We start from the raw sequence: 22,612 nt of genomic DNA, 5'->3' as shown, positions 1-22,612 counted from the left end.
AAATACCTTCATTAGTTTTACCCTCAGAAGGTTCATAAAAAAGAGATAATAATGGCTAATAAAACTGTACTCTTTAACAAGCACTTAGAATCAAATGGCAAGATGGTAGACTTCCACGGTTGGGACATGCCACTTAACTACGGTTCACAAATCGAAGAACATAACGCTGTGCGTCAAAACGCAGGTATGTTCGATGTATCACACATGACAGTGGTTGATGTGACGGGTACCGATGCTTGTGCATTTCTACGCAAATTATTAGCAAATGATATTGCTAAGCTTAAAGTTGCTGGCAAGGCGCTATACAGCGGCATGTTAGATGACAATGCTGGCGTAATTGACGACCTTATCACTTATTATCTTACCGATACCCATTACCGCGTTGTGGTTAACTCAGCAACTCGGGTAAAAGATTTAGCATGGATGGAAAAACAATCTGCAGGCTTTGAGGTGACGATTACTGAGCGCCCTGAGCTGGCGATGATTGCCGTTCAAGGCCCTAACGCTAAAGCCAAAGCCGCCACTGTATTCAGCGCTGAGCAAAACGCCGCCGTTGAAGGCATGAAGCCATTCTTTGGCGTGCAAGCAGGTTCACTGTTTATTGCTACCACGGGTTACACCGGTGAAGTTGGCTACGAAATTATCGTACCTGAAGCAGAGGCTGAAAACTTATGGCAAGCACTACTCGAAGCAGGCGTACAGCCTTGTGGACTAGGCGCACGTGACACCCTGCGTTTAGAAGCAGGCATGAACCTTTATGGTTTAGATATGGATGAAACCGTTAACCCATTAGCCGCTAACATGGGCTGGACTATCGCATGGGAACCAAGCGAGCGCGACTTTATTGGCCGCGAAGCATTAACGGCTATTAAAGCCGCTGGACCTGACAAATTAGTTGGCCTAGTCATGGAACAAAAAGGCGTACTGCGTCACGGCATGCCAGTATTCTTTACTGATGCAGACGGCCTAGAGCACCAAGGCTCAATTACTAGCGGCACATTCTCGCCAACCTTAGGCTACTCAATTGCCATGGCAAGAGTACCCCAAGGCATTAGCGATACCGCTGAAGTGGAAATGCGTAAAAAGCGCGTAGCTGTTAAAGTAATAGCGCCAAGCTTTGTCAGAAATGGTAAACAGGCATTCTAACCAAAGTGTTATAAATGCTTGTATTGAAGTCACTGAATAATAAAAGTGTTGCTAATGAGGTTGTTAGCCAGCACTTAAATAACACTAACGATTACGCTTTAAATTTATAGATATAGGAATTACGACAATGAGCAACATTCCAGCTGAACTTAAATATGCATCATCTCATGAGTGGATCCGCAAAGAAGAAGACGGCACTTACACTGTCGGTATCACTGAGCATGCACAAGAGCTATTAGGTGACATGGTATTCGTTGAATTACCAGAAGTTGGCGACACAGTGACAGCCGGTGAAGATTGCGCCGTAGCTGAATCAGTAAAAGCTGCATCAGACATCTATGCACCGATTTCAGGTGAAGTAATTGCCGTAAACGAAGCATTAGAAGACTCACCAGAGCTAGTAAACAGCGAAGCATTTGGCGAAGGTTGGTTCTTCCGCGTTCAGCCTTCAGACGAAGCTGAAGTGGCTAACTTGTTAGACGCTGACGGTTACCAAGAAGTGATTGACGAAGAATAATCGTCGACGCTACTAGAAGCTCCCTTGGGAGCTTCTTTTGTTTTACCTTTAAATATTTAAAGGCATTAGCGATCCTTACGTCCCGCGTATAAGTATTGCATTACAACATTTTTTTCCTAGACCAGCTATTGATGCCCTACCGCAAAATACTGGCAGATTTGGAACACGATTTCTCATGACAAAGCAGACCCTAACTCAATTAGAGCAACACGAATTGTTTTTAAGCCGTCATATCGGCCCAAGCCAAACTCAACAGCAAGAAATGTTGAATTTTGTTGGCGCAGAATCGCTCGAAGACTTAACCGCACAAACAGTGCCTGGTTCAATTCGTTTACCGCAAGAATTGACCATTGGTGATTCATGTGGCGAAGCAGAAGGCACCGCTTACATCCGCGGCATAGCTGGCAAAAACAAAGTCTTTAAAAGCTATATCGGTATGGGCTACTACGGTACAGAAGTACCCAATGTCATTTTACGAAACGTGTTTGAAAATCCGGGTTGGTATACAGCGTACACCCCGTACCAGCCAGAAATCGCCCAAGGCCGTTTAGAAGCCATTCTTAACTTCCAACAAGTGTCTATGGACTTAACTGGACTTGATCTCGCCTCAGCATCATTACTTGATGAAGCAACCGCCGCCGCTGAAGCAATGGCCATGGCCAAGCGCGTTTCAAAAGCCAAAAAAGCCAACATCTTTTTCGTGGCAGACGACGTATTCCCACAAACATTAGACGTAGTGCAAACTCGCGCAGAATGTTTTGGTTTTGAAGTTATCGTTGGCCCAGCAAGCGAAGCCGCAAACTACGAGCTATTCGGCGCATTATTCCAATACACTAACCGTTTTGGTGAGATTAACGACAACACTGAACTGTTCGCTAAGCTTGCTGAAAAGAAAGCGATTGTGACTGTTGCTGCTGACATCATGTCACTGGTATTACTTAAATCACCAGGGGCGATGGGCGCAGATATCGTTTTTGGTAGCGCTCAGCGTTTTGGCGTACCAATGGGCTACGGCGGACCACATGCGGCCTTCTTCGTTGCACGTGATGCACACAAACGTTCAATGCCAGGTCGTATTATTGGCGTATCAAAAGATACCCGCGGTAATAAAGCCCTGCGTATGGCTATGCAAACTCGTGAGCAACATATCCGCCGCGAAAAAGCCAACTCAAACATTTGTACTGCGCAAATCTTATTAGCCAATATGGCGTCGTTTTACGCGGTATTTCACGGCGCCGTTGGCCTTAAAAATATCGCCAGCCGTATTAACCGTTTAACAGACATCTTAGCCGTCGGCCTAAAAGCCAAAGGCGTAGCGTTAGTTAACAGCACTTGGTTTGACACCCTTTCATTATCAGGCCTTGATGTTGATGCGGTTAACGCACGTGCATTATCTGCTGAAATGAACCTACGTATCGACCACGACGGTATCGTCGGCATCAGCCTTGACGAAACCACCACCCGTGAAGATATCGCTCAGTTATTTGATGTCATCTTAGGTGCTGACCACGGTCTAGATGTAGCAACACTCGATGCTGAAATCATTGGCGGCGCTGCTTTTGGCGAAGGCGAGGGATCAATTCCTGCTCATCTCATCCGTCACGACAAGATATTGTCTCACCCAACATTTAGTAGCTACCAAAGCGAAACTGAAATGATGCGTTACATCAAGCGTCTTGAGAATAAAGATTTAGCCTTAAATCACTCAATGATTTCGCTGGGTTCTTGCACCATGAAGTTAAACGCCGCCGTTGAAATGCTACCAGTAAGCTGGCCTGAATTTGCCAACATGCACCCATTCTGCCCGCTTGAACAAGCCCAAGGTTACACTCAGTTAATTAACGAATTGTCAGATTTTCTCGTTAACATTACGGGCTACGACGAAGTGTGTATTCAGCCAAACTCTGGCGCGCAGGGCGAGTACGCTGGCCTGTTAGCGATTAAGAAATATCACGAGTCACGCAGCGAAGGGCACAGAGACATCTGTTTAATCCCCCAATCTGCTCACGGTACTAACCCCGCTTCTGCCCAGCTTGCTGGCATGAAAGTAGTCGTTACAGCCTGTGATAAAGACGGTAACGTTGATTTAGAAGACTTAAAAGCGAAAGCGGCAGAGCTTGCTGATAACTTATCGTGCATTATGATCACCTACCCATCGACCCACGGTGTGTATGAAGAATCAATCAGCGAAATCTGTGAAATCGTTCATCAACATGGCGGTCAAGTTTACCTTGATGGCGCTAACATGAACGCACAAGTAGGTCTTACATCACCGGGCTTTATCGGCGCTGATGTATCACACCTTAACCTACACAAAACCTTTGCTATTCCACATGGCGGCGGCGGACCAGGAATGGGCCCAATCGGCATTAAAAAGCATTTAGCGCCGTTTGTTGCAGGCCATAAAGTTGTCAAACCAGGCCGCGAAAGCGACCATAATGGCGCAGTATCAGCCGCGCCATACGGCAGTGCTAGCATCCTACCTATTAGCTGGATGTACATTAAGCTGTTAGGCACAAAAGGGGTTAAGCAATCAACCCAAATGGCGCTACTTAACGCTAACTATGTGATGAAGAAGCTGTCGGCCCATTACCCAGTATTATTTACTGGCCGTAATGATCGCGTAGCCCACGAGTGCATTATCGATTTACGTCCACTTAAAGAAGCATCTGGCGTCACTGAGATGGACATTGCTAAGCGTCTAAATGACTACGGCTTCCACGCCCCAACCATGAGCTTCCCTGTAGCAGGTACGTTAATGATTGAGCCAACAGAGTCAGAGTCAAAAGTAGAGCTAGACCGCTTTATCGAAGCGATGATCTCTATTCGTGGCGAGATTGCCAAAGTCGAAGCAGGCGAGTGGCCAAGCGATAACAACCCACTGCACAATGCACCACACACCATGGCTGACATTATGGACCCAGCGTTTGATTCACGTCCTTACAGCCGTGAAGAAGCCGTATTCCCAAGTGCAGCGGTTAAAGCGAATAAGTTCTGGCCGACGGTGAATCGTATTGATGATGTTTATGGGGATCGTAATCTTATGTGTTCTTGTGTCCCTCTAAGTGACTACGAATAATTGCTGCTTGGGCTTGATAATACGGCGTCTGCCGACACTTTTAGCTACTCATTGACACCAGTCAACTCCGTGGCTAAAAGCATCGGCTTCCTTGTCTTATCATCGCCAGCGACGCAATTATGGTGGTAGCTGGCTTTGTTTGAAGTTTAGTTATTTATTAAAGTACAAAAGCGAACCGATTGGTTCGCTTTTTTTTGGAATCTTAAACTTTGAAATACGACATCAGTAAAATTCGTGACGAAAAGTAGCGGTTTTCTGTCTTTTAAAATTATACGTATCATATTGATAATAAGTTTATTCTTCAATCTCAGTATTAAAGATTGTTTGCTGATCTACCTCTATATCTAAAGCCCTATGTAGCATCTTATGAATTTTTATATGGCTTGAACGCTTAATTTCACCTTTAGATACTGTGGATTGATCAATATAGGACCATAAAAATGTATCTAAAGAACTCACTTTTATACCGATTGCACCTACCCTGTAGAGGCAACTTAACATAGCATAAATGATATCATTGTCTTTAACTGATTTACCGGAAAAAAAGCTCTTCACCATGATCACGCAAGGGTCACTCTCATGCCCGTCATTCAAAGTCTCAACTATATCATCAAGTCTATTTGAATCTAATTTTGATCTTGTAAAGGTTGATGGTAACCCTCTTAGAACTTCAACTGTGTCAATAAAAGACGGATACATCTCACCCCATTCTTCTTTTAAAGATTTTAGTCTTTTTTCTGAGTAATTAGCTTCAGCTGCTATTATTGCCCTCCATGAAATACGATCTCGATCATATGCTATTTTAAGAGCTTCATTTACAAATTGAAGTACATCTCGTGGTCGGCGTAATGTGCGTTCTAACATAAAGTCTATAGAAGTTTGACCCCCGCCTTTCCTCGGTTTTGGAAAAATATCTTCAAACTTTATGTCCTCACTTGTATATTGGCTTTTAAATACTTCATTTATTCTTGATACAACTAGAGAGTCAAGTTCTTCTTTAGACCATTTAAGTTCTAAAATGTAAGATTCATATTTTTCTTCTTGAAAACCTGAATCTCTTGTTCTATCAAAAACCAAATCTAATAAGTCTTTTCTTAGCGCTGCAATCACTTTTACTGTTGGGATTTTTCTAAAAGATTTAATTTCCTCGATTAAAGCCCTAATAAATCTACAGCGAGTATTTGTATTTGCCCAATCTTCGTCTAATTGATCGATTAATATGTAAAACTTTTTTTGTTCATCATTAAATGAATACAGTGCCAACAGATCAAGTACTTCATTTAACTTCTTAATTTGTAAGCCATTAACGACTTGGCTTGCTCTTTGTTTGATTTCTGTTCTTTCTTGATCAGATAGTTTTTTTATTTCTTCTAGATTGAGCTTCAACCCAGAGAATTTAGCTCCTATTGAAGCTTTGGTATCTTTTTCTAGTTTTGAAGTTATTTCTCTTAAATGCTCATCAGTATCTAGCCAGAACTTATCACCCCATTCATTAAAGTATTCAATCGATTAATAACATGGCCACCCACTTTAAGTGGCTAAATTATCAACACTGAACTAGGCTTTAGTTATTGCTTAATAATAGGTGATAGATGATGGCCAGACCAAGGGAAACACTCGTGAGCTTAGAAGATACGCCTTACTACCACTGCTGTTCTAGAGTGGTGCGTAAAGCCTTTCTATGTGGTTTTGATGCAACTTCTGGTAATAACTATGAGCATCGCCGCGAGTGGGTTGATTCTAGGATATTAGAGCTTGCGACGATTTTTGCTATTGATATTTGTGCCTATGCAGTGATGAGTAATCATTTACATGTGGTGCTAAAAGTGGATATTGATACCGCCAAAAACTGGTCTGATAAAGAAGTGCTTATCCAATGGCATAAAGGCTTTAAAGGCACATTGCTGACCAATAAGTTTGTTAAAGATGAAACACTTAATGAATTTGAGTTACAGGCTGTGAATGACTGTATCACTCAATATCGCCTACGCTTGACTGACATCAGCTGGTTTATGCGCTCACTGTGTGAACCTATTGCCCGAATGGCCAATAAAGAAGATAACTGCACTGGTCGATTTTGGGAGGGGCGCTTTAAATCCCAAGCATTATTAGATGAAGCTGCAGTACTTGCGTGCATGGCCTATGTGGACTTAAACCCTATCCGCGCCAAGATGGCTACAGCCCCTGAAAGCTCCGATTACACCAGCATTCAGCGCCGGATCAACTCAGCCATGAAAGGTGAGCAACCCGCGGAGTTACTGCCTTTTGTGGGCAATGAACGTTTGGATATGCCTAATGGTTTGATGTTTAGCGTCAAAGATTACATTGTGCTGGTTGAAGATACAGGGCGGATTATTCGTGATGACAAACGCGGTGCCATAAGCGCGAGTAGCCAGGATATTCTCAATAGATTGAATATTCCTGCTGAAAACTGGTTAAAAATCACTACTGAGTTTGGTGCATTATTTAAAGGAGCTGTAGGGGCGTTACCTGCATTAACTGAATATTGTGAACATCTAGAGCGCAAGCGGCGACAAGGTGCAGCTAACTGTCAGCGATGGTTGTGCGCTTAATAAATCATTTCTTAATTTCAAGTAAAAGTATTCCCCACTTGATTGATATCAAGCTTTTCTGCTGGATTGAATTTAGTTTATGACTTAATTTTGGCGATTAATTATGAAATTTTCAGTCCTTTGGCAGGGTTCATCCCTTCAGTAAATGATTGTTGGTGTTAGCAACTTAAAATGAAAAGCGTTATGTTATAACTTCAAAATAATGGGTGGCTATGTATTTTTAAGCCACGAAATTTACATCCTTTCTTATTATTTTTCGTTATAAATAGCCATTTATGATAATAGATAGAACCGCTTAACCCATTTATAATCTCGATTAGAAAATAGTCACATGAATATCAAAGCAGGGAGTTGCCTCAACTATGAGCCACAGAGCATATATTGGAATATTTGCATTCCTATCTCTTATCGCTGCCATAAGTTGCTACTCGGAGGAGTCAATGTTTAGCATGTTTAAAAAAGTCGATGTAGAAGCGTTTCCTGAAGTTAGCGGAAGTTTGAGCCATAACGGACAACCTTTAGCAGGTATTAAATTAAAAAGAGGCTATCAATATTCAGGGGTGATGGAAGACAGAGACTGGGATTACACCACTACAGACAATGAAGGTAAGTTTAGCTTCCCGGAAATAATACACAGAACCAGTCACCCTCATAAGCCTTTTGCCAATACCAACATAGCCCAAGTTATAGCAATTGCTGAAGGTAATTTTACAGATATGAAACTCTGGCATTCGATAACTACTGGGAAAAAACATATTCCTTTATTAGCAGAAAGATTAGCACAACTTTATTGCGACGTAGCTAACGAAGTCAATAGGTATGAAATCATTGATGAAGACTACCCTAGTGGAGTTGTTCGTTATCAGATACTAAGTATTTGCCGCTGGCCTGAAATGGATAGGCTTGAAGCGGAAAAGCATAAAAAATACAACTAATAGTAATTCAAGTAACAAGGGACGTTTATGAATCAATTATCACCTAAACCTACATCCTTTCTTATTATCTTTCGTTATAAATAGCCATTTATGATAATAGATAGAACCGCTTAACCCATTTATAATCTCGATTAGAAAATAGTCACATGAATATCAAAGCAGGGAGTTGCTTCAACTATGAGCCACAGAGCATATATTGGAATATTTGCATTCCTATCTCTTATCGCTGCCATAAGTTGCTACTCGGAGGAGTCAATGTTTAGCATGTTTAAAAAAGTCGATGTAGAAGTGTTTCCTGAAGTTAGCGGAAGTTTGAGCCATAACGGACAACCTTTAGCCAGTATTAAACTAAAAAGAGGTTATAAATACTCGGGTGTCATGGAACAAATCGAGTGGGACTTCACCACAACAGACGATGAAGGCAAGTTTAGCTTTCCTGAAATATTATATAGAACCAGTCATCCGAATAAGCCCTTTGCAGAAACTCGTGTAGCTCAAGCAATTAAAATAGCTGAGGGAGACTTTACTGACACTTTTCTTTGGTCTTCAGTCAATATTGGTGAAAAGCACCTTGCACTTTTAGTTGAAAGATTAGCGCAATTAGATTGCGACCTCACTAACGACGCCATTAACCAAGAAATCATAGAAGAAGAAATTAGTCATGGAGTTTCAAGGCTTCAAGTATTTAGCATTTGCCGCTGGCCACAATTTGAAGCAATAGAAGTAGAAAAACGCAAAAAATATGGTGAATAAAAACTTACATTACAAGGAATGTTTATGAGTCAATTATCCCCGAAACTAGCATCAGAACTTGCAGCAAGAGTATATAGTGTCATTGATTTAGATTTAACTCCAAACTTTGGTAATCAATATATTAATAAGCATTTTGCCTTAAACAATACTGGCATAGGTAAAACCGGTGGGTTTATTTTTAATCGCCACTCAGGTTTTGCAGCCATGGGAATAGGCAAAGGCCAATACCAAGGTGATGCAATCATTGCCATTCGTGGTACTCAATTCAGTTCAGCGGCAGATTGGTCTACGAATGCACAAGTCGGCTTAAGCTTTGGTGACGGTAGCCAAATAGTCCACGCTGGGTTTAATAACGCTTTTACTTCATTAAAACAGCAATTTGCAGATTTTTTAGACTCATGGCGTAACGCTAATCCAGGTAAAGCGTTACACTTTGTGGGTCACAGTTTGGGCGGCGCTATCGCTTCACTTGCAGCTGACTGGGCCGCTGTTAACAATTACTCCTCAAACGTTAACTTATATACATTTGGTGCTCCAAGAGTGGGTCAACAAGGGTTTGCGATAGCTAACAGTAATAGACTCAATAAAATATATCGTTGTACTCACGGAGCCGATGTCGTACCTCAAGTGCCTTTATGGCCATTCATTCATGCACCTTACCAAGGGTTTGAATACCGCTTAGATAACAGTCAAGGTATTAGAATTAGTGCTCATGGTATGGACTCTTTAGCAGGTGCAGAACCAGGCTACCTAGTGTCAGCGAACACCGAACACTGGGGACATTTACACGTAAAAGCCAATCAATTTTTAACACCTGTAAAGCTAGACTATGACAGCCGTCATCAAGCCAGTTACTCTGACTATTGGGGTGATAAGCTCAGTGCAGGGTTAATCACCATTTTAAAAGAAGCGGGATACTATTCCGCAATTGTAGCGCAAGCAAAAGTCTCTTTCGGTCTCACTTTCTATGATCTTGTCGCCAAAACGCTAGAAAAAATAGCGGCCGCAGCTGTCACTCTAGCTGACAACGTTAAAGGTCTTCTGGGTCATATGTTAGTTTTTGCAGGCGCTGTAATCACAACCGTTAAAGATTTAACCTATGCAACTATACGTGCAATTTTCGATAAAATGCTTTCTCGTTTATATAGCAGCGTAAAAGAAGCGATTAAGTCAGTGCACAAGTAATCAATGCACAAATAGTAAGTGAATCGTCGGGAAGAATACGCCCCGACGGTTTATCAATCCAAAACTTATAAGCAACTACTTTATAAGCACATACGAGAAAATGAGGTGGTGGCCGTCTTAATTTTCAACGCTACCACTTGTTTCGATTTAAAGGCTGATAATTAAATTATATTAACAGTCCTATTTTTACTCTTGTCATTTACTGCCCGTTTACGCTGTCAGACGTACAGCTAAAAGTTGGAGAAAGCGTTAGTAAAAAACAGTCAAAGCGATAGTTAGTAACTTCGAACAAGGATTTCCAACCTATTATTTAAGGATGTACGCTAGTACCTTAAAGAAACAAACTGTATGTGAAATTTATCGTGATATAGATGGCGCCTTTATAGTTTCTACTGCATACCATGATTATGGCTTCAGTAGTTACAAAGTTAGATTTCACTGCCTAAATATTGATACTGAGTGTTTTTGGGCAGTTGACAATACAATGTTAACCATTCACACAGGGCGATCACCTAAGCCAACGACCTATCATCAAAAGCAATAAACACCATTAAAGCCAATGAGGTGGGTGACCATGATATTTCTTGATGAGTGACTCTAGTTCTAGAACAATCGAATCTCATCCAAGTAAGTGAAGGTATTATGATTATCAAACTAATTAAATATATTCTAATGTTGATATTATTTTTATATGTTCTTTTTTGTTTTTATCCAATACTAAACCCATCCGTATCAAGTGGAAAATTAAACGATGCTGATGAGTTTGTTATTGAGTTAGTTAATGGGCTATATAGCAAACCTTTCGTTTTAATTGGCGATATATCTGATGTTAACGGGGCCTTCAATGATGGGAGTAATTTTTCTTTTGAGGAAAGTTTTACTCCCATGTATAACTTTAGGATTTACCCTGAGACAAAGGAATACTTGATAATGGCTCAGCCGCAAGGATGGGAATATAAAGAACCAATATTAGTTGTTAGTACCATATCCTTTCTTGGGACAGAATATATATTCCAAGCCAGCGTGCTTCGATAAAATAGTAGGAGGTTGAAGAATTAAGTTGGCTCAGAGTCTGAACCAACTTATTTTAACCGTATTGGCTAGCCTGCCTTAGCTTGGATCCTGTAGGCATGCAGCAAAGGCTCTGTATAACCAGAAGGCTGAGATTTACCTTTAAAAATAAGGTCGCAAGCAGCTTTAAAGGCTATGCCGTCAAAATTAGGGGCCATATTAATGTACAGTGGATCGCCTGCATTTTGAGCATCTACCACTGCAGCCATTTTTTTCAGTGCCGCCATCACTTCTTCTTCACTGCATAAGCCATGTTCAAGCCAATTAGCTAAGTATTGCGACGAGATCCGCAAAGTCGCTCTGTCTTCCATTAAACCTACATTATTAATATCAGGTACTTTCGAGCAACCGACGCCTTGGTCAATCCAGCGCACCACATAGCCCAGTATACCCTGAGCATTATTTTCTAGCTCAAAGGTAATTTGTTGCTGGGTTAATGTTGTCGTGTCATCAAGCAATGGAATCGTCAACAAGTCATCGATGCTAGCACGCTTACGATGCTTAAGTTGCTGTTGAACTTCCGCCACATTTATTTGATGATAATGGATAGAATGCAGTACGGCACCATTGGGCGATGGTACCCAAGCCGTGTTTGCCCCCGCTTTTGGGTGAGCCACTTTTTGTTCTAGCATAGCAGCCATTTCATCTGGCATCGGCCACATACCCTTACCAATTTGAGAGCGACCTTGTAAGCCACATTCAAGTCCAATATCGACATTCCAGTCTTCATAAGCCTTAATCCATTTTTGCTGCTTCATCACAGATTTGGGGACAAAGGCGCCCGCTAACATTGAGGTATGGAGTTCGTCACCGGTACGGTCAAGAAAGCCGGTATTAATAAAGACAACGCGCTGTTGCGCGACCCTGATACACTCTTTTAAGTTGAGTGTGGTTCTGCGCTCTTCATCCATAATGCCGACTTTAATGGTATTACGGGGGAGGTTGAGTGCATCTTCTATCTTGGTAAATAAGTCACAAGTAAATTGCACTTCTTCTGGGCCATGCATTTTAGGTTTGACAATATTCACCGATCCTTTGCGGCTATTACTGCGACCATTATTGTTACCTTTAAGGTCATGCATAGCGGCAAGCACAGTGAGCATGCCATCCAATATTCCTTCTGGTACTTCATTGCCATGTTTATCTAGTACGGCATCAATCGTCATCAAGTGGCCAACATTACGTACAAAGAGTAAGCTTCTGCCGGGTAACGTTACGGTGTTAGCGTCTGTACTAGCATTAACATTAGCAGCGGTATAAACCCTATCATCATTAAGCTCTCTAAGGATTTGTTTACCATTTTTAGTCAGTGAGGCAGCTAAGTTACCTTGCATCAAACCTAACCAATTGCGATAAACTTCAACTTTGTCTTCAGCATCAACCGCCGCAACAGAGTCTTCGCAATCCATAATGGTGGTAACAGCGGCTTCAACTAACAAGTCTTTTACGCCAGCACTATCGCTGCTGCCAATAACACTGTCTGGATCAATTTGGATCTCAATATGCAAACCATTATTAACCAGCAAAATCGCACTCGGCGCATCTGCACTACCTTGGTAACCGACACACTTTTGTGCTTGGGTTAAGCTTGTGATTGTGCCATCAGTTAACAGCATACGTAGTTGGCCTGCATCAATATAATACCGCGTTACATCAGCATGGCTGCCTTGCACTAATGGGGCTGCGGTATCTAAGTGATGTTTTGCAAATGCGATAACTTTATTGCCCCTTATGGGGTTGTACTGTTTGGTCAGCTCGGCGCCGTCTTGTTGTGATATGGCATCAGTACCATATAGCGCATCATATAAACTGCCCCAACGTGCATTGGCGGCGTTAAGGGCAAAACGTGCATTTTTTACTGGCACAACTAATTGTGGCCCAGCTTGCGCTGCAATTTCATGATCGACATTTTCAGTGCTAATTTGAAAATCGTCACCCTCAGGCACTAGGTAGCCGATTTCGGATAGAAAAGCTTTGTATTGGTCTGGGTTAACGTCTTTAGCTGGGTGCTTTGTATGCCATTGATCAATTTGTTGCTGCAATTGCTGCCTTTTTTCTAACAAGGCCACATTAATGGGAGCAAATTCGGTAATGATGTCCTCAAATTTTGCCCAGAAAGTTGCTGAATCAATGCCTGTACCTGGACAAATGTCACTATCGACCAGTTGCCACAATGCTTGTGCTACTTGTAATCCACCTACTTGAATACGTGCTGTCATGTTTATCCCTACCTTTAATTCCTGTGCGCTGAACTTAAAAACCACTCAAATCTATTATTAATCGTTAATTCGCAGCAAGACTTTACTCTATATCAAATTAAGCTTATTTATCCAATTTATACTTGTTATCACCAATATTCATCAAATCTATGGCAAATCACCCTTTTTTGGTTAATTTGCAACGTATCAGTAATTAAAAATCAAAATAACAACAAGATTAAACGTCGCCTCTATTTATTTCATCTGCTGTTTTAGTGATTAATTGGCGCATCCATTGATGTGCTGGATTATGTTGAAGCAAGGGGCTCCAAGCCATAGTTAATGCAATGGGTGGAATAATAAATGGCGGCGGAACAATACTCACCCGATCATTATTGTTGTGATGACGAGCCATCTTACTTGGTATGGTTGCGATCAAATCCTGTTGCTCAGCCAACAAACACGCGGCTTGGTAATGGCGAGTAAAAACCGTGATTTGCCGTTTTACGCCAATTCGAGTTAATGCTTCATCCACCCAACCTAAGCGCTGAACATCAGCAGGATCCATCCCCACACCAACGCCCATTCCGGTTTTACTCACCCACACGTGTTTGGCTTGCAAATAACTGTCTAAAGAAAACTTGTGTAAAACTGGATTCGTCTTACTAATCAAGCAGCTGAAGTCGTCATTCCACAAAACTTTCTGGTGAAATGATTGCGGAATAGTGTCGAATCGATTGATCACCATATCGACTCTTCCTTGTTCTACATCAGGGAAACTGACATCACTTGGGGTCATGATGTCTAAAATAATGTTGGGTGCTTGAGTCCGAAGTTTTGCAATTAGCGGAGGTAGTAAGGTCGCTTCAGCATAATCACTAGCCATGACTCGAAAGACTTTGTCACTTTCTTGTGGGTCAAATTTGGCGCGAGGCTGTACGGCTTTTTCTAGCCCGATAATCAAGGTACTGATTATGGGTTGCAACTCTTTAGCACGTTCTGTCGGCGTCATGCCCTGACTGGTGCGAATAAGTAAGGGATCATCAAACAAGGTTCTTAAGCGTTTTAGGCCGTTACTCATTGCAGGCTGGCTAATACCAAGTTGGTCAGCTGCTTTAGTTACATTTCTTTCACGTAGCAAAACATCTAAATAAACAAGGAGGTTCAAGTCGATACGAGATACATTCATAAGATGAATACCGAAAATAGTAAGTATAAATTAGACTTATTTAACCAAATCTAACTATTATTTTCAACGTAATCATTTGCCGCTAATCAATTTGTTAAAGGAATATACACATGACTAACTACAGAAGTAATATCGATGAAGCTGCTACCTTGATTAATTCAGAAGGTAGTGCATGGAATGCCATCAACCCAGAATCAGTCGCTCGTATGCGTCTACAGAACCGTTTCCAAACTGGGTTAGACATCGCAAAGTACACTGCTAAGATTATGCGTGAAGACATGGATAACTACGATAAAGATTCATCGCAGTACACTCAGTCTCTAGGTTGCTGGCATGGTTTTATTGGCCAACAAAAAATGATCTCTATTAAAAAGCATCTTTTAACCACCAAACGTCGTTACTTATACCTTTCGGGTTGGATGGTTGCAGCACTGCGCAGTGAGTTTGGTCCATTACCTGACCAATCAATGCATGAAAAGACCTCTGTCGCTGCGTTAATTAAAGAGCTATACACTTTTCTACGTCAAGCTGACGCACGTGAATTGGGTGGCCTGTTCAGCCAATTAGATAATGCCAGCGAGTCAGAAAAAGCGGCGATTCAAGACAAAATTAATAACTTCGAAACCCATGTTGTACCGATTATTGCTGATATTGACGCAGGTTTTGGTAACGAAGAAGCCACTTACTTGATGGCAAAGCAGATGATTGAAGCCGGTGCTTGTTGTATTCAATTAGAAAACCAAGTGTCTGATGTAAAACAGTGTGGCCACCAAGATGGTAAAGTGACCGTCCCCCATGTTGAATTTCTAGCGAAAATTAATGCGGTTCGTTATGCCTTTTTAGAATTGGGTATTGATGACGGTGTGATTGTTGCCCGTACCGATTCACTAGGTGCTGGTTTAACACAAAAAATTGCCGTAACCAATGAGCCTGGTGACTTAGGTGATAAATACAATAGTTTCCTTGAAGTGGAAGCGGTTGATGCAGCAACACTTAAAAATGGCGATGTGGTATTCCAACAAGGTGGAAAGTTGGTAAAACCTGCTCGTCTACCCAATGGCTTATTTAAGTTCCGTGCGGGTACGGGTGAAGAGCGTTGTGTACTTGATTGTATTACTTCACTGCAAAATGGTGCTGACTTACTGTGGATTGAAACTGAAAAGCCTCATGTATCTCAAATCGGCGGCATGGTTAACGAAATCCGTAAAGTAATACCAAACGCAAAGCTTGTGTATAACAACTCACCATCGTTTAACTGGACACTTAACTTCCGTCAGCAAGTATTTGATTCAATGCAAGCAGCAGGACAAGATGTTTCAGCTTACAACCGCGATCAATTGATGAGTGTTGATTACGATACAACTGAGCTTGCTATTCAAGCTGATGAAAAAATTCGTACTTTCCAAGCTGATGCTGCACGTGAAGCGGGTATTTTCCATCACCTTATCACGCTACCAACGTATCATACCGCAGCACTATCAACTGATAACTTAGCTAAAGAGTACTTCGGTGACCAAGGTATGTTGGGTTATGTTGCTAATGTTCAACGTAAGGAAATCCGTCAAGGTATTGCCTGTGTTAAACACCAAAACATGGCAGGTTCTGATATGGGTGATGCACATAAAGAGTACTTCTCTGGTGACCAAGCGCTTAAAGCGTCAGGTAAAGACAACACAATGAACCAGTTTTAACGACTCGTTTTACAAACGATAGCAAGTGTTAAACTCGCTATCGTTTACACCAAAAAGCCTGAAGTATCGCTTCAGGCTTTTTTTATATTTTAATTTCCCGAACTAAATCACTTGGGTCAGTCTCTGAAAATAACATGGGCAGCCATGATTAATGGCTTGTTGCCGTTTCAGGGCTTAAGGCAATATATTTATTTCTGCCACTGTTTTTCGCCATGTAACATGCATCATCTGCTCGTTTAATCAGTTTGTTAATATCTTCGTTTTTATCCCACTGGGCAATGCCGATTGAAAGGGTATTTACTCTGTCCAGTGATGCAATTTTGAGCGCTCTGCAATTTTCTAGGATACGGTTAGCCAATATGAACGAATCGGTTAACGATTGCCCTGTAAGGACAACGACAAACTCTTCTCCTCCAAAGCGAGAAATAATATCTTCAAGTCTAAGGGTCTTTTTAAGCATATTTGCTATCGCCACAAGTAGTATATCTCCGATATTATGCCCCCAATTATCATTAACCGATTTGAAAAAATCTAAATCAATAAAGAACAGGGTTACCTCCATGTTTTCTCGTTTGGCTAACGACAACTTGGGATTAATGATGTCAAAAAATGCTCGTCGGTTTAGCAAGGATGTCAGTGGGTCTTCACGTGCAATTCTTTCTATGTCTTTTTGGGCTTTAATAAGTTGCCGTTTTTCGCGACGAAGCTGAAAATTGAGTTGCGCCATTAGATTACTAAGACTGCTTATTTCTTCAATTAGCTTTTCATCTTTTAGCTCCAACATTTCAGCAATACAATAGAACGAGGACTCCATTTTACGAAACGAACATAAAAGCCCTTCACCTTTTGTGGTTTTAAGTAGTTGCGGATCTGAGTCAAGGTCTATTATTTGTGTCACTCGAGGGGCACCGGCAAAAAAGTCATGCCAATTGTTTGTTTCAGATAGAAAAATAGCAAACAGTAAGTGAAAGCCCCGGTTGTGACTGATTAATGTGCCATCGTAAGCAAACTCAGCGATAGCCAATACGTGCGAATTTTCTGCGATATCTATTGCAAGTTCACTGGGGATATTCATTAAGCTAACCAGGTGTTGAGCTTTTGAATCGCTTCTTTGTAATCGCTGGTGATGAAATCGGCTTTAAGCACTTCTTGCGGTTCATGGAAAAAAGACAGCGCCTGACCGCCTACAATGGTTTTAATATGTGGGTATAAGGCGTCGATTTTTTGGAGGATCTCTCGAGCCTTTTTGATATTGTAAGGCATGGTAACGCTGATGATTACGGCTTTAGGTGACTCATTTGTAATATAATCAAGAATGGCATCTTTAGGTGCGTCGGCACCAAGATAGGTTGTATCCCATTCATTTGCTTCTAACGCTGTGGCAACCATCCATGAGCCAATTTGGTGTTGTTCAGATGCCGCGCAAGTTACCAATATCTTTGGTTTAGTTATTTCTGGAAGGTCTAGGTGCATTAGCAGCCCAGTGAGCACACGATTGGTAATGGCTGTGGCTAAATGTTCGGTGGATACTGATACGTCACCATTTTGCCAAAGCAAACCTATTTGATAGAGAGCGGGCTGAGCCTCATTATTAAAAAAACGCTCAAAGTCTTCCCATGTAGTGACTTTATTGAATGCATAGCTGTAGGCGTTACGGTGATCACCTGTAATAATATAGTGGAGAAAGGGGTTATCCATTGCAATAAACTCTTCTTCTCGGTTGCCTTTTATTAGGCTACAGCACTCATCATGGGCCCTAAGCATCCAATCGTATATTTGCACTAATTGTGCAGCCTCAATTGGTGGAATTGTCTTTAAAATCAATTGCTGCCATTTTTCTAGTTCTTCTTTAAAGTAGAGAAATGGCACCCCTTGAGAATGATAAGCCTGATAGACCCAAGGAAGTGCTTTCACTAAAGCGGTTCCATCACGGGATTCAATAACCTGGGAGATAAACCCAAGGTGGTTGCGGTGATTATTGATTAATAAGTCCAGCGAATTGCCATTTAAAAAACGACTTTGCTCGGGCTTTGAAATCCAGCGATTAATTTCTACCAGCATTTCTTCACCGAATTGACAATATGCATTAATGGCATTGTCAGTCACTGTGGCAAGTAGTGTATTGAGTTTTTGGCTATCCATAGTTAGTCCTCAATTGAACAGATACAAATTGAACTTATGCGCGAGGTTAAAAGTCGACAAAACCTAATGCTATTATAGTCATAATAAAGCTCATTGCTGGTTATCATTAAAGCAAAAGTAGTAAAAAATTAGGCAAGTTTAAGTGATGACTGTGCCTTTGTTTGAAATGCGTTGATGAGATAACTGAGGGCCTTTAGCGCCGCAAGTCGGTGTTGGTAAATGCTTCGACTTAGCAAGCACCTTGCTGACTTATAGGCTAACACTTGACCTTTAACCATTACTGCTAATTTACAGTTATCCCCCCATATTTAATTCAACAATAACTGATATTATTGGTTTTTTTCAATATTTAATTGTGGTTTATGTGATTTTTTAGAGTCAATATAAGCGCTTATGGCTAAGCCATTTGTTACTGGCGCTTGACGCTGAAAGCTTGCCTTATGGCGGCTATTAACACCATAGGGCAAGATTTTATCGCTGAGGACTATTTATTTAGCACAAATTGATCAATTTGATTTTGGGCTAAGGCTTGATCCATGGTGCCCTTTAGCAGTTTGTACATCAAAATCGAGGCATCAATCTCAGTTTTACGGTTAGTTAAACTTTCAATATTCAGCCCTAATGGAATATTAAGCGGTATAACCGCGGCTAAAATTTTCAGCAGGTTACTGTGATTAATCTTAATTGACTCATACAGAGGATCTTCTGCCGACAAAATACGCTGGCTGGTAGCTTCGGGTACCGACACACCTAACCAGTTGATAAATTCCAGAGTTTTAGCACTGCCGCAAGGTGAAAATGTCAGGATGATGCGATTAGGCTTGATATTGTTTAACGCACATTCTTTGGCGTAGCTGGTTAACATATCAATGGTTGCTTGGGCGTTATACACCGCCTGAGTGATGTAGTATTCACAGCCTTGGTTTGATTTACCTAACAGGCGAATATGTTCATTTTTTTTACTTAAATGGCGCTCTGCAATGGCCACGCCACCAAGGTAGAATGCTTGAGAGTGCGCCGCTAATACGCGGTAAGCGTCATTTAATGGTAATGAACTTGCAACCTGAGTCGATGGGGATCCCACTAATACCAAGTCTCTGACATTATTTTGATACCAAGCGCGGGACAACCACTCACTAAAGCCCTGTTCATCAAGACCGGCAACGCTCTTATAAGCAATAACTGGCTTGCCTGACTTTTGATTGATTAGCTGAGCGTAAGTACCAGAGTCATGAGTGGCTTTAAAGGGAAAAGGCCTTGGGGTATCAATGCGGCTGGTTTCATCCTGAATATCGTAGATGATCAAACCATCAAAGTTTATCTCATCAAGGCGAGCTAACAATTTATCAGCGATAATACTGACCGATTCAAAATCAGTATCGATTTTTGGTGGGGTTGTACCAATAAAATAGATCCCACGGTGATGATCGGATGAACGCTGTTTTAATGATTTTTTCATGTTTAGCCGTCTAGATGGATGTTATCTCCATTGTGTCTTAAATTTTGACCCTTGTTAAGGCCGAAAAAGGGTATTTTTTGAAATAATTAATAACCACTTAAATTAGTCGGCGATAAGTTTTAACTCAGATGATTTTATCTGTCTGTGGGTTTGAATATAGAGCAAGCAGAATCACATTTTCCCTATTAGTTGTGGTTAATGTACTTGGCTGAGGAGGTGACTTTATTGAGTTATCGCTGCGCCGTTTAATGCCGCAATTCTGGCATCGGTTGATAAATTGATGAATTTAGGTGCGGCAGTAACCGCTAGAATGGCAAGAATAATGATAACGACTACGAGCTCAATTAAGGTAAAACCCTTATTATGGTTAAGCGCCATGGCTCAAAAATCCATTTATTCAGTTTATTATTTGGCAGCGATGTTATTTCAAATGGGCTGCTACCCCTACTTATCTACTTGAATAAAAGGTTTTTTATTTATAAGAGTTTAGTATTTTTGACCTCCCTTTAATTAGCCTGTGACATAGTGTCGCAGTTTGTTGGTTTTAAGTTGAAACCTGTTCTGGTTAATTTATAAATGTCCGCACAAATATTATAGGTTTGTCATAGGACTGTTTATGTACCACTCTAAATTGATGATTTCTATCGCTGTCGCTTTAGGTTTTTTACCCACCTCCTTCGTTCAAGCCACTGAGGCTAATCCCACAGACACTCAGGCTGTTGAAACCACCCAAGAAAAAAAACACAAGCAGCACTGCGATAATAAAAGCTGTGATGACTACCTTGTGGTGACAGGGGAGTTAATGCGCGATCCTGCCAAAGTTGTCACCGATCCCAAAAAGCCCAGATTACCGCTGCCCGCTTATGACGGTGCAGGTTACTTAAAAACCATCCCCGGTTTTAGTATCGCCAGAAAAGGCGGCGCAGGTGGCGACCCTTCTTTAAGAGGCATGGGCGGTTCACGCATCAGTATTGTTGATGATGGCCAGCATGTTTATGGCACCTGTGGCGGACGTATGGATCCGCCAACAGCTTATATTTATCCAGAAGCCTATGATGCCATTACAGTGATTAAAGGCCCACAAACAGTAAAATATGGCCCAGTAGGTTCCGCAGGGACGGTATTATTTGAAAAAGATCGCCATAGCTTTAGTGAGAAAAGCCTTGAAGGTCGCGCCAGCGTAACCGGTGGCAGTTTTGGCCGTGAAGATTACTTAGTCGAAATAAAAGCAGGTACTGAAACCCATTACATTGATTTTGATGCTAATAAGTCTAAAAGCGATCATTATCAAGACGGTGATGGTACCACCATTCAATCCCTTTATGACCGTAATAATTACAATTTTGCTTTAGGTTGGACCCCCGACGAGTCAACCGTGGTTGAGCTTGCTTATGGCAGCTCAAGCGGTGAGGCTGAGTACGCTGACAGAACCAATAAAGCTCGTGTGATCGATAATGAAAATGTCACCTTTCTGCTGCAAAAGGATGTTGATTTTTACTGGCTGAATAATATTGATTTTCAGTTATATAGTAATGAAAACGATCACGTTATGGATCAGTTTGACCGCGGCGTAAATGCAGGCACTAATGTCAGACGAAAAACCGCAGGTGGTCATTTATGGTTTGATATTTCAGCCAATGAAAAATGGGAAACCATTGTCGGGCTTGACTATATGGACAGTAAGCACAAAGGACGCAGCATCAATCAAGCAGAAGATAATGGCCTAGATGATTTATTAGCAAAACCCTTTATGCAGGACATGGCTTATATCAATACCGGCTTATTTGTTGAATCAAGTTATCAGCTTAACCAAGGTAAAATCTTGACGGGGCTAAGAATGGATCAATGGCAAACCAGTTTATATGTGGCCCAGCAAGGCAGCCGTGATGATGACTTATTCAGTGGCTTTGTTCGCTACGAGTTTGAGACTGATAAAAGCCAATATTATATTGGCGGCGGCCATGCCCAACGTATTCCTGACTATTGGGAGTTCATGAAGGCAGACAATAATGATTTGTCACTTAAGGCATTTGATTTAGATGCTGAAAAAACCACCCAGCTTGATGTTGGCTGGATTTATCAAGACGATATTAAAATATCCACGGCGTTTTATTACGGCAAAGTGGCAGACTACATCTTAATTGATGCTAATACTGCCAAGACCGCAGCTTACAATATTGATGCAACGATTTGGGGCGGCGAATTAGGCCTGCTATATCCATTTACTGATCAATGGTCGGCGCAAACCACCGTCAGTTATAGCCATGGTGAGAATGACACTGACAATACACCACTAGGGCAAATATCCCCTTTAGAGGGTCGTATTTCAGTGAATTATGAAGCTGAAAATTGGACCGCTGGGTTATTTTGGCGGATGGTTGCGGCGCAAGATAGAGTCGCAATTGGTCAAGGTAATATCTCAGGACAAGATCTGGCTGAAAGCAGTGGTTTTGGCACATTGGCCATCAATGGCTCTTGGAAGCATGATGATATTTTAGTGAGTTTTGGTATTGAGAACTTATTTGATATTACCTATGCCGAACATGTTAGTCGCTCTGGAGCGGGTAATGACATTCCTGGTAGTTCACCACTATTTCAAGTTAATGAGCCGGGTCGAACCGCTTGGGTAAAACTTGATTACAATTTTTAATAAAAACCGGCAGGCTTGTTACAT

16 protein-coding genes and 1 pseudogene are annotated in these 22,612 nt (G+C 41.5%); 10 read left to right on the top strand and 7 right to left on the bottom strand.

What is annotated here, in order from left to right:
* Window positions 1-51: 51 nt before the first annotated feature.
* From gcvT to gcvP, 3 genes are all read left to right on the top strand, one after another.
* Window positions 52-1,146, top strand: coding sequence for a glycine cleavage system aminomethyltransferase GcvT (gcvT, locus tag Q4591_RS02110; RefSeq protein ID WP_303410347.1), 1,095 nt, complete (start codon window positions 52-54; stop codon window positions 1,144-1,146).
* A 127-nt stretch (window positions 1,147-1,273) separates the two neighbouring features.
* Window positions 1,274-1,663: a glycine cleavage system protein GcvH gene (gcvH, locus tag Q4591_RS02105; protein ID WP_076539644.1), complete on the top strand. Its 390-nt coding sequence runs from the start codon at window positions 1,274-1,276 to the stop codon at window positions 1,661-1,663.
* A gap of 175 nt (window positions 1,664-1,838) precedes the next feature.
* The gene (gcvP, locus tag Q4591_RS02100; RefSeq protein ID WP_303459130.1) at window positions 1,839-4,742 is read left to right on the top strand and encodes an aminomethyl-transferring glycine dehydrogenase; all 2,904 of its coding nucleotides are present in this window, start codon (window positions 1,839-1,841) and stop codon (window positions 4,740-4,742) included.
* A 294-nt stretch (window positions 4,743-5,036) separates the two neighbouring features.
* Here gcvP and Q4591_RS02095 read toward each other — a convergent pair whose 3' ends face one another.
* Entirely contained in the window at window positions 5,037-6,128 is a 1,092-nt protein-coding gene (locus tag Q4591_RS02095) for a hypothetical protein (protein ID WP_303459127.1), read from the bottom strand.
* A 209-nt stretch (window positions 6,129-6,337) separates the two neighbouring features.
* Between Q4591_RS02095 and Q4591_RS02090 the strand changes: the two genes are divergently transcribed.
* The 5 genes from Q4591_RS02090 to Q4591_RS02070 all read left to right on the top strand — a co-directional run bounded on the left by Q4591_RS02090 (window position 6,338) and on the right by Q4591_RS02070 (window position 11,223).
* The gene (locus tag Q4591_RS02090; RefSeq protein WP_303459167.1) at window positions 6,338-7,315 is read left to right on the top strand and encodes a transposase; all 978 of its coding nucleotides are present in this window, start codon (window positions 6,338-6,340) and stop codon (window positions 7,313-7,315) included.
* A 449-nt stretch (window positions 7,316-7,764) separates the two neighbouring features.
* Window positions 7,765-8,250, top strand: a complete 486-nt coding sequence (locus Q4591_RS02085) for a DUF6795 domain-containing protein (RefSeq protein ID WP_303459125.1) — start codon at window positions 7,765-7,767, stop codon at window positions 8,248-8,250.
* Window positions 8,251-8,514: 264 nt separating this feature from the next.
* Entirely contained in the window at window positions 8,515-9,003 is a 489-nt protein-coding gene (locus Q4591_RS02080) for a DUF6795 domain-containing protein (protein ID WP_303459123.1), read from the top strand.
* 24 nt (window positions 9,004-9,027) lie between these two features.
* The gene (locus Q4591_RS02075) at window positions 9,028-10,188 is read left to right on the top strand and encodes a lipase family protein (RefSeq protein ID WP_303459121.1); all 1,161 of its coding nucleotides are present in this window, start codon (window positions 9,028-9,030) and stop codon (window positions 10,186-10,188) included.
* Window positions 10,189-10,830: 642 nt separating this feature from the next.
* Window positions 10,831-11,223, top strand: a complete 393-nt coding sequence (locus Q4591_RS02070) for a hypothetical protein (RefSeq protein WP_303459119.1) — start codon at window positions 10,831-10,833, stop codon at window positions 11,221-11,223.
* 65 nt (window positions 11,224-11,288) lie between these two features.
* Here Q4591_RS02070 and Q4591_RS02065 read toward each other — a convergent pair whose 3' ends face one another.
* Both Q4591_RS02065 and Q4591_RS02060 read right to left on the bottom strand, forming a co-directional pair.
* On the bottom strand, window positions 11,289-13,478 hold the full coding sequence (locus Q4591_RS02065) for a malate synthase G (protein WP_303459116.1): 2,190 nt from the start codon (window positions 13,476-13,478) through the stop codon (window positions 11,289-11,291).
* Between the two features lie 217 nt (window positions 13,479-13,695).
* A complete protein-coding gene (locus tag Q4591_RS02060) occupies window positions 13,696-14,646 on the bottom strand; it encodes a LysR family transcriptional regulator (RefSeq protein WP_102435682.1) in 951 nt (316 codons plus the stop codon).
* 110 nt (window positions 14,647-14,756) lie between these two features.
* Here Q4591_RS02060 and Q4591_RS02055 point away from each other — a divergent pair, with 110 nt between their 5' ends.
* On the top strand, window positions 14,757-16,337 hold the full coding sequence (locus Q4591_RS02055; protein WP_303459113.1) for an isocitrate lyase: 1,581 nt from the start codon (window positions 14,757-14,759) through the stop codon (window positions 16,335-16,337).
* A 148-nt stretch (window positions 16,338-16,485) separates the two neighbouring features.
* On the opposite strand, the gene Q4591_RS02050 is transcribed toward Q4591_RS02055, so the two are convergent.
* From Q4591_RS02050 to Q4591_RS02035, 4 genes and pseudogenes are all read right to left on the bottom strand, one after another.
* Window positions 16,486-17,412, bottom strand: coding sequence for a GGDEF domain-containing protein (locus tag Q4591_RS02050; RefSeq protein WP_303459111.1), 927 nt, complete (start codon window positions 17,410-17,412; stop codon window positions 16,486-16,488).
* Window positions 17,412-18,479 carry a B12-binding domain-containing protein gene (locus Q4591_RS02045; RefSeq protein ID WP_303459109.1) on the bottom strand — a complete coding sequence of 356 codons (1,068 nt, stop codon included), beginning with the start codon at window positions 18,477-18,479 and terminating at the stop codon, window positions 17,412-17,414. The genes Q4591_RS02050 and Q4591_RS02045 overlap by 1 nt, the downstream gene beginning before the upstream one ends.
* A 484-nt stretch (window positions 18,480-18,963) precedes the next feature.
* Window positions 18,964-19,938 carry a methylenetetrahydrofolate reductase gene (locus Q4591_RS02040; protein WP_102435674.1) on the bottom strand — a complete coding sequence of 325 codons (975 nt, stop codon included), beginning with the start codon at window positions 19,936-19,938 and terminating at the stop codon, window positions 18,964-18,966.
* 240 nt (window positions 19,939-20,178) lie between these two features.
* A pseudogene (locus Q4591_RS02035) lies at window positions 20,179-20,316 on the bottom strand (type IV pilin protein); the annotation flags it as partial.
* Between the two features lie 238 nt (window positions 20,317-20,554).
* On the opposite strand from Q4591_RS02035, the gene Q4591_RS02030 reads away from it, so the two are divergent.
* Complete coding sequence (locus tag Q4591_RS02030; protein ID WP_303459107.1) at window positions 20,555-22,588, top strand: TonB-dependent copper receptor; 2,034 nt, start codon at window positions 20,555-20,557, stop codon at window positions 22,586-22,588.
* The last annotated feature ends 24 nt before the right edge of the window (window positions 22,589-22,612 follow it).

The sequence above is a fragment of the Shewanella sp. 3_MG-2023 genome, from assembly GCF_030548765.1.
In the GTDB taxonomy this organism is placed as follows: domain Bacteria; phylum Pseudomonadota; class Gammaproteobacteria; order Enterobacterales; family Shewanellaceae; genus Shewanella.
This window is presented reverse-complemented; position numbering and strand designations above follow the sequence as displayed.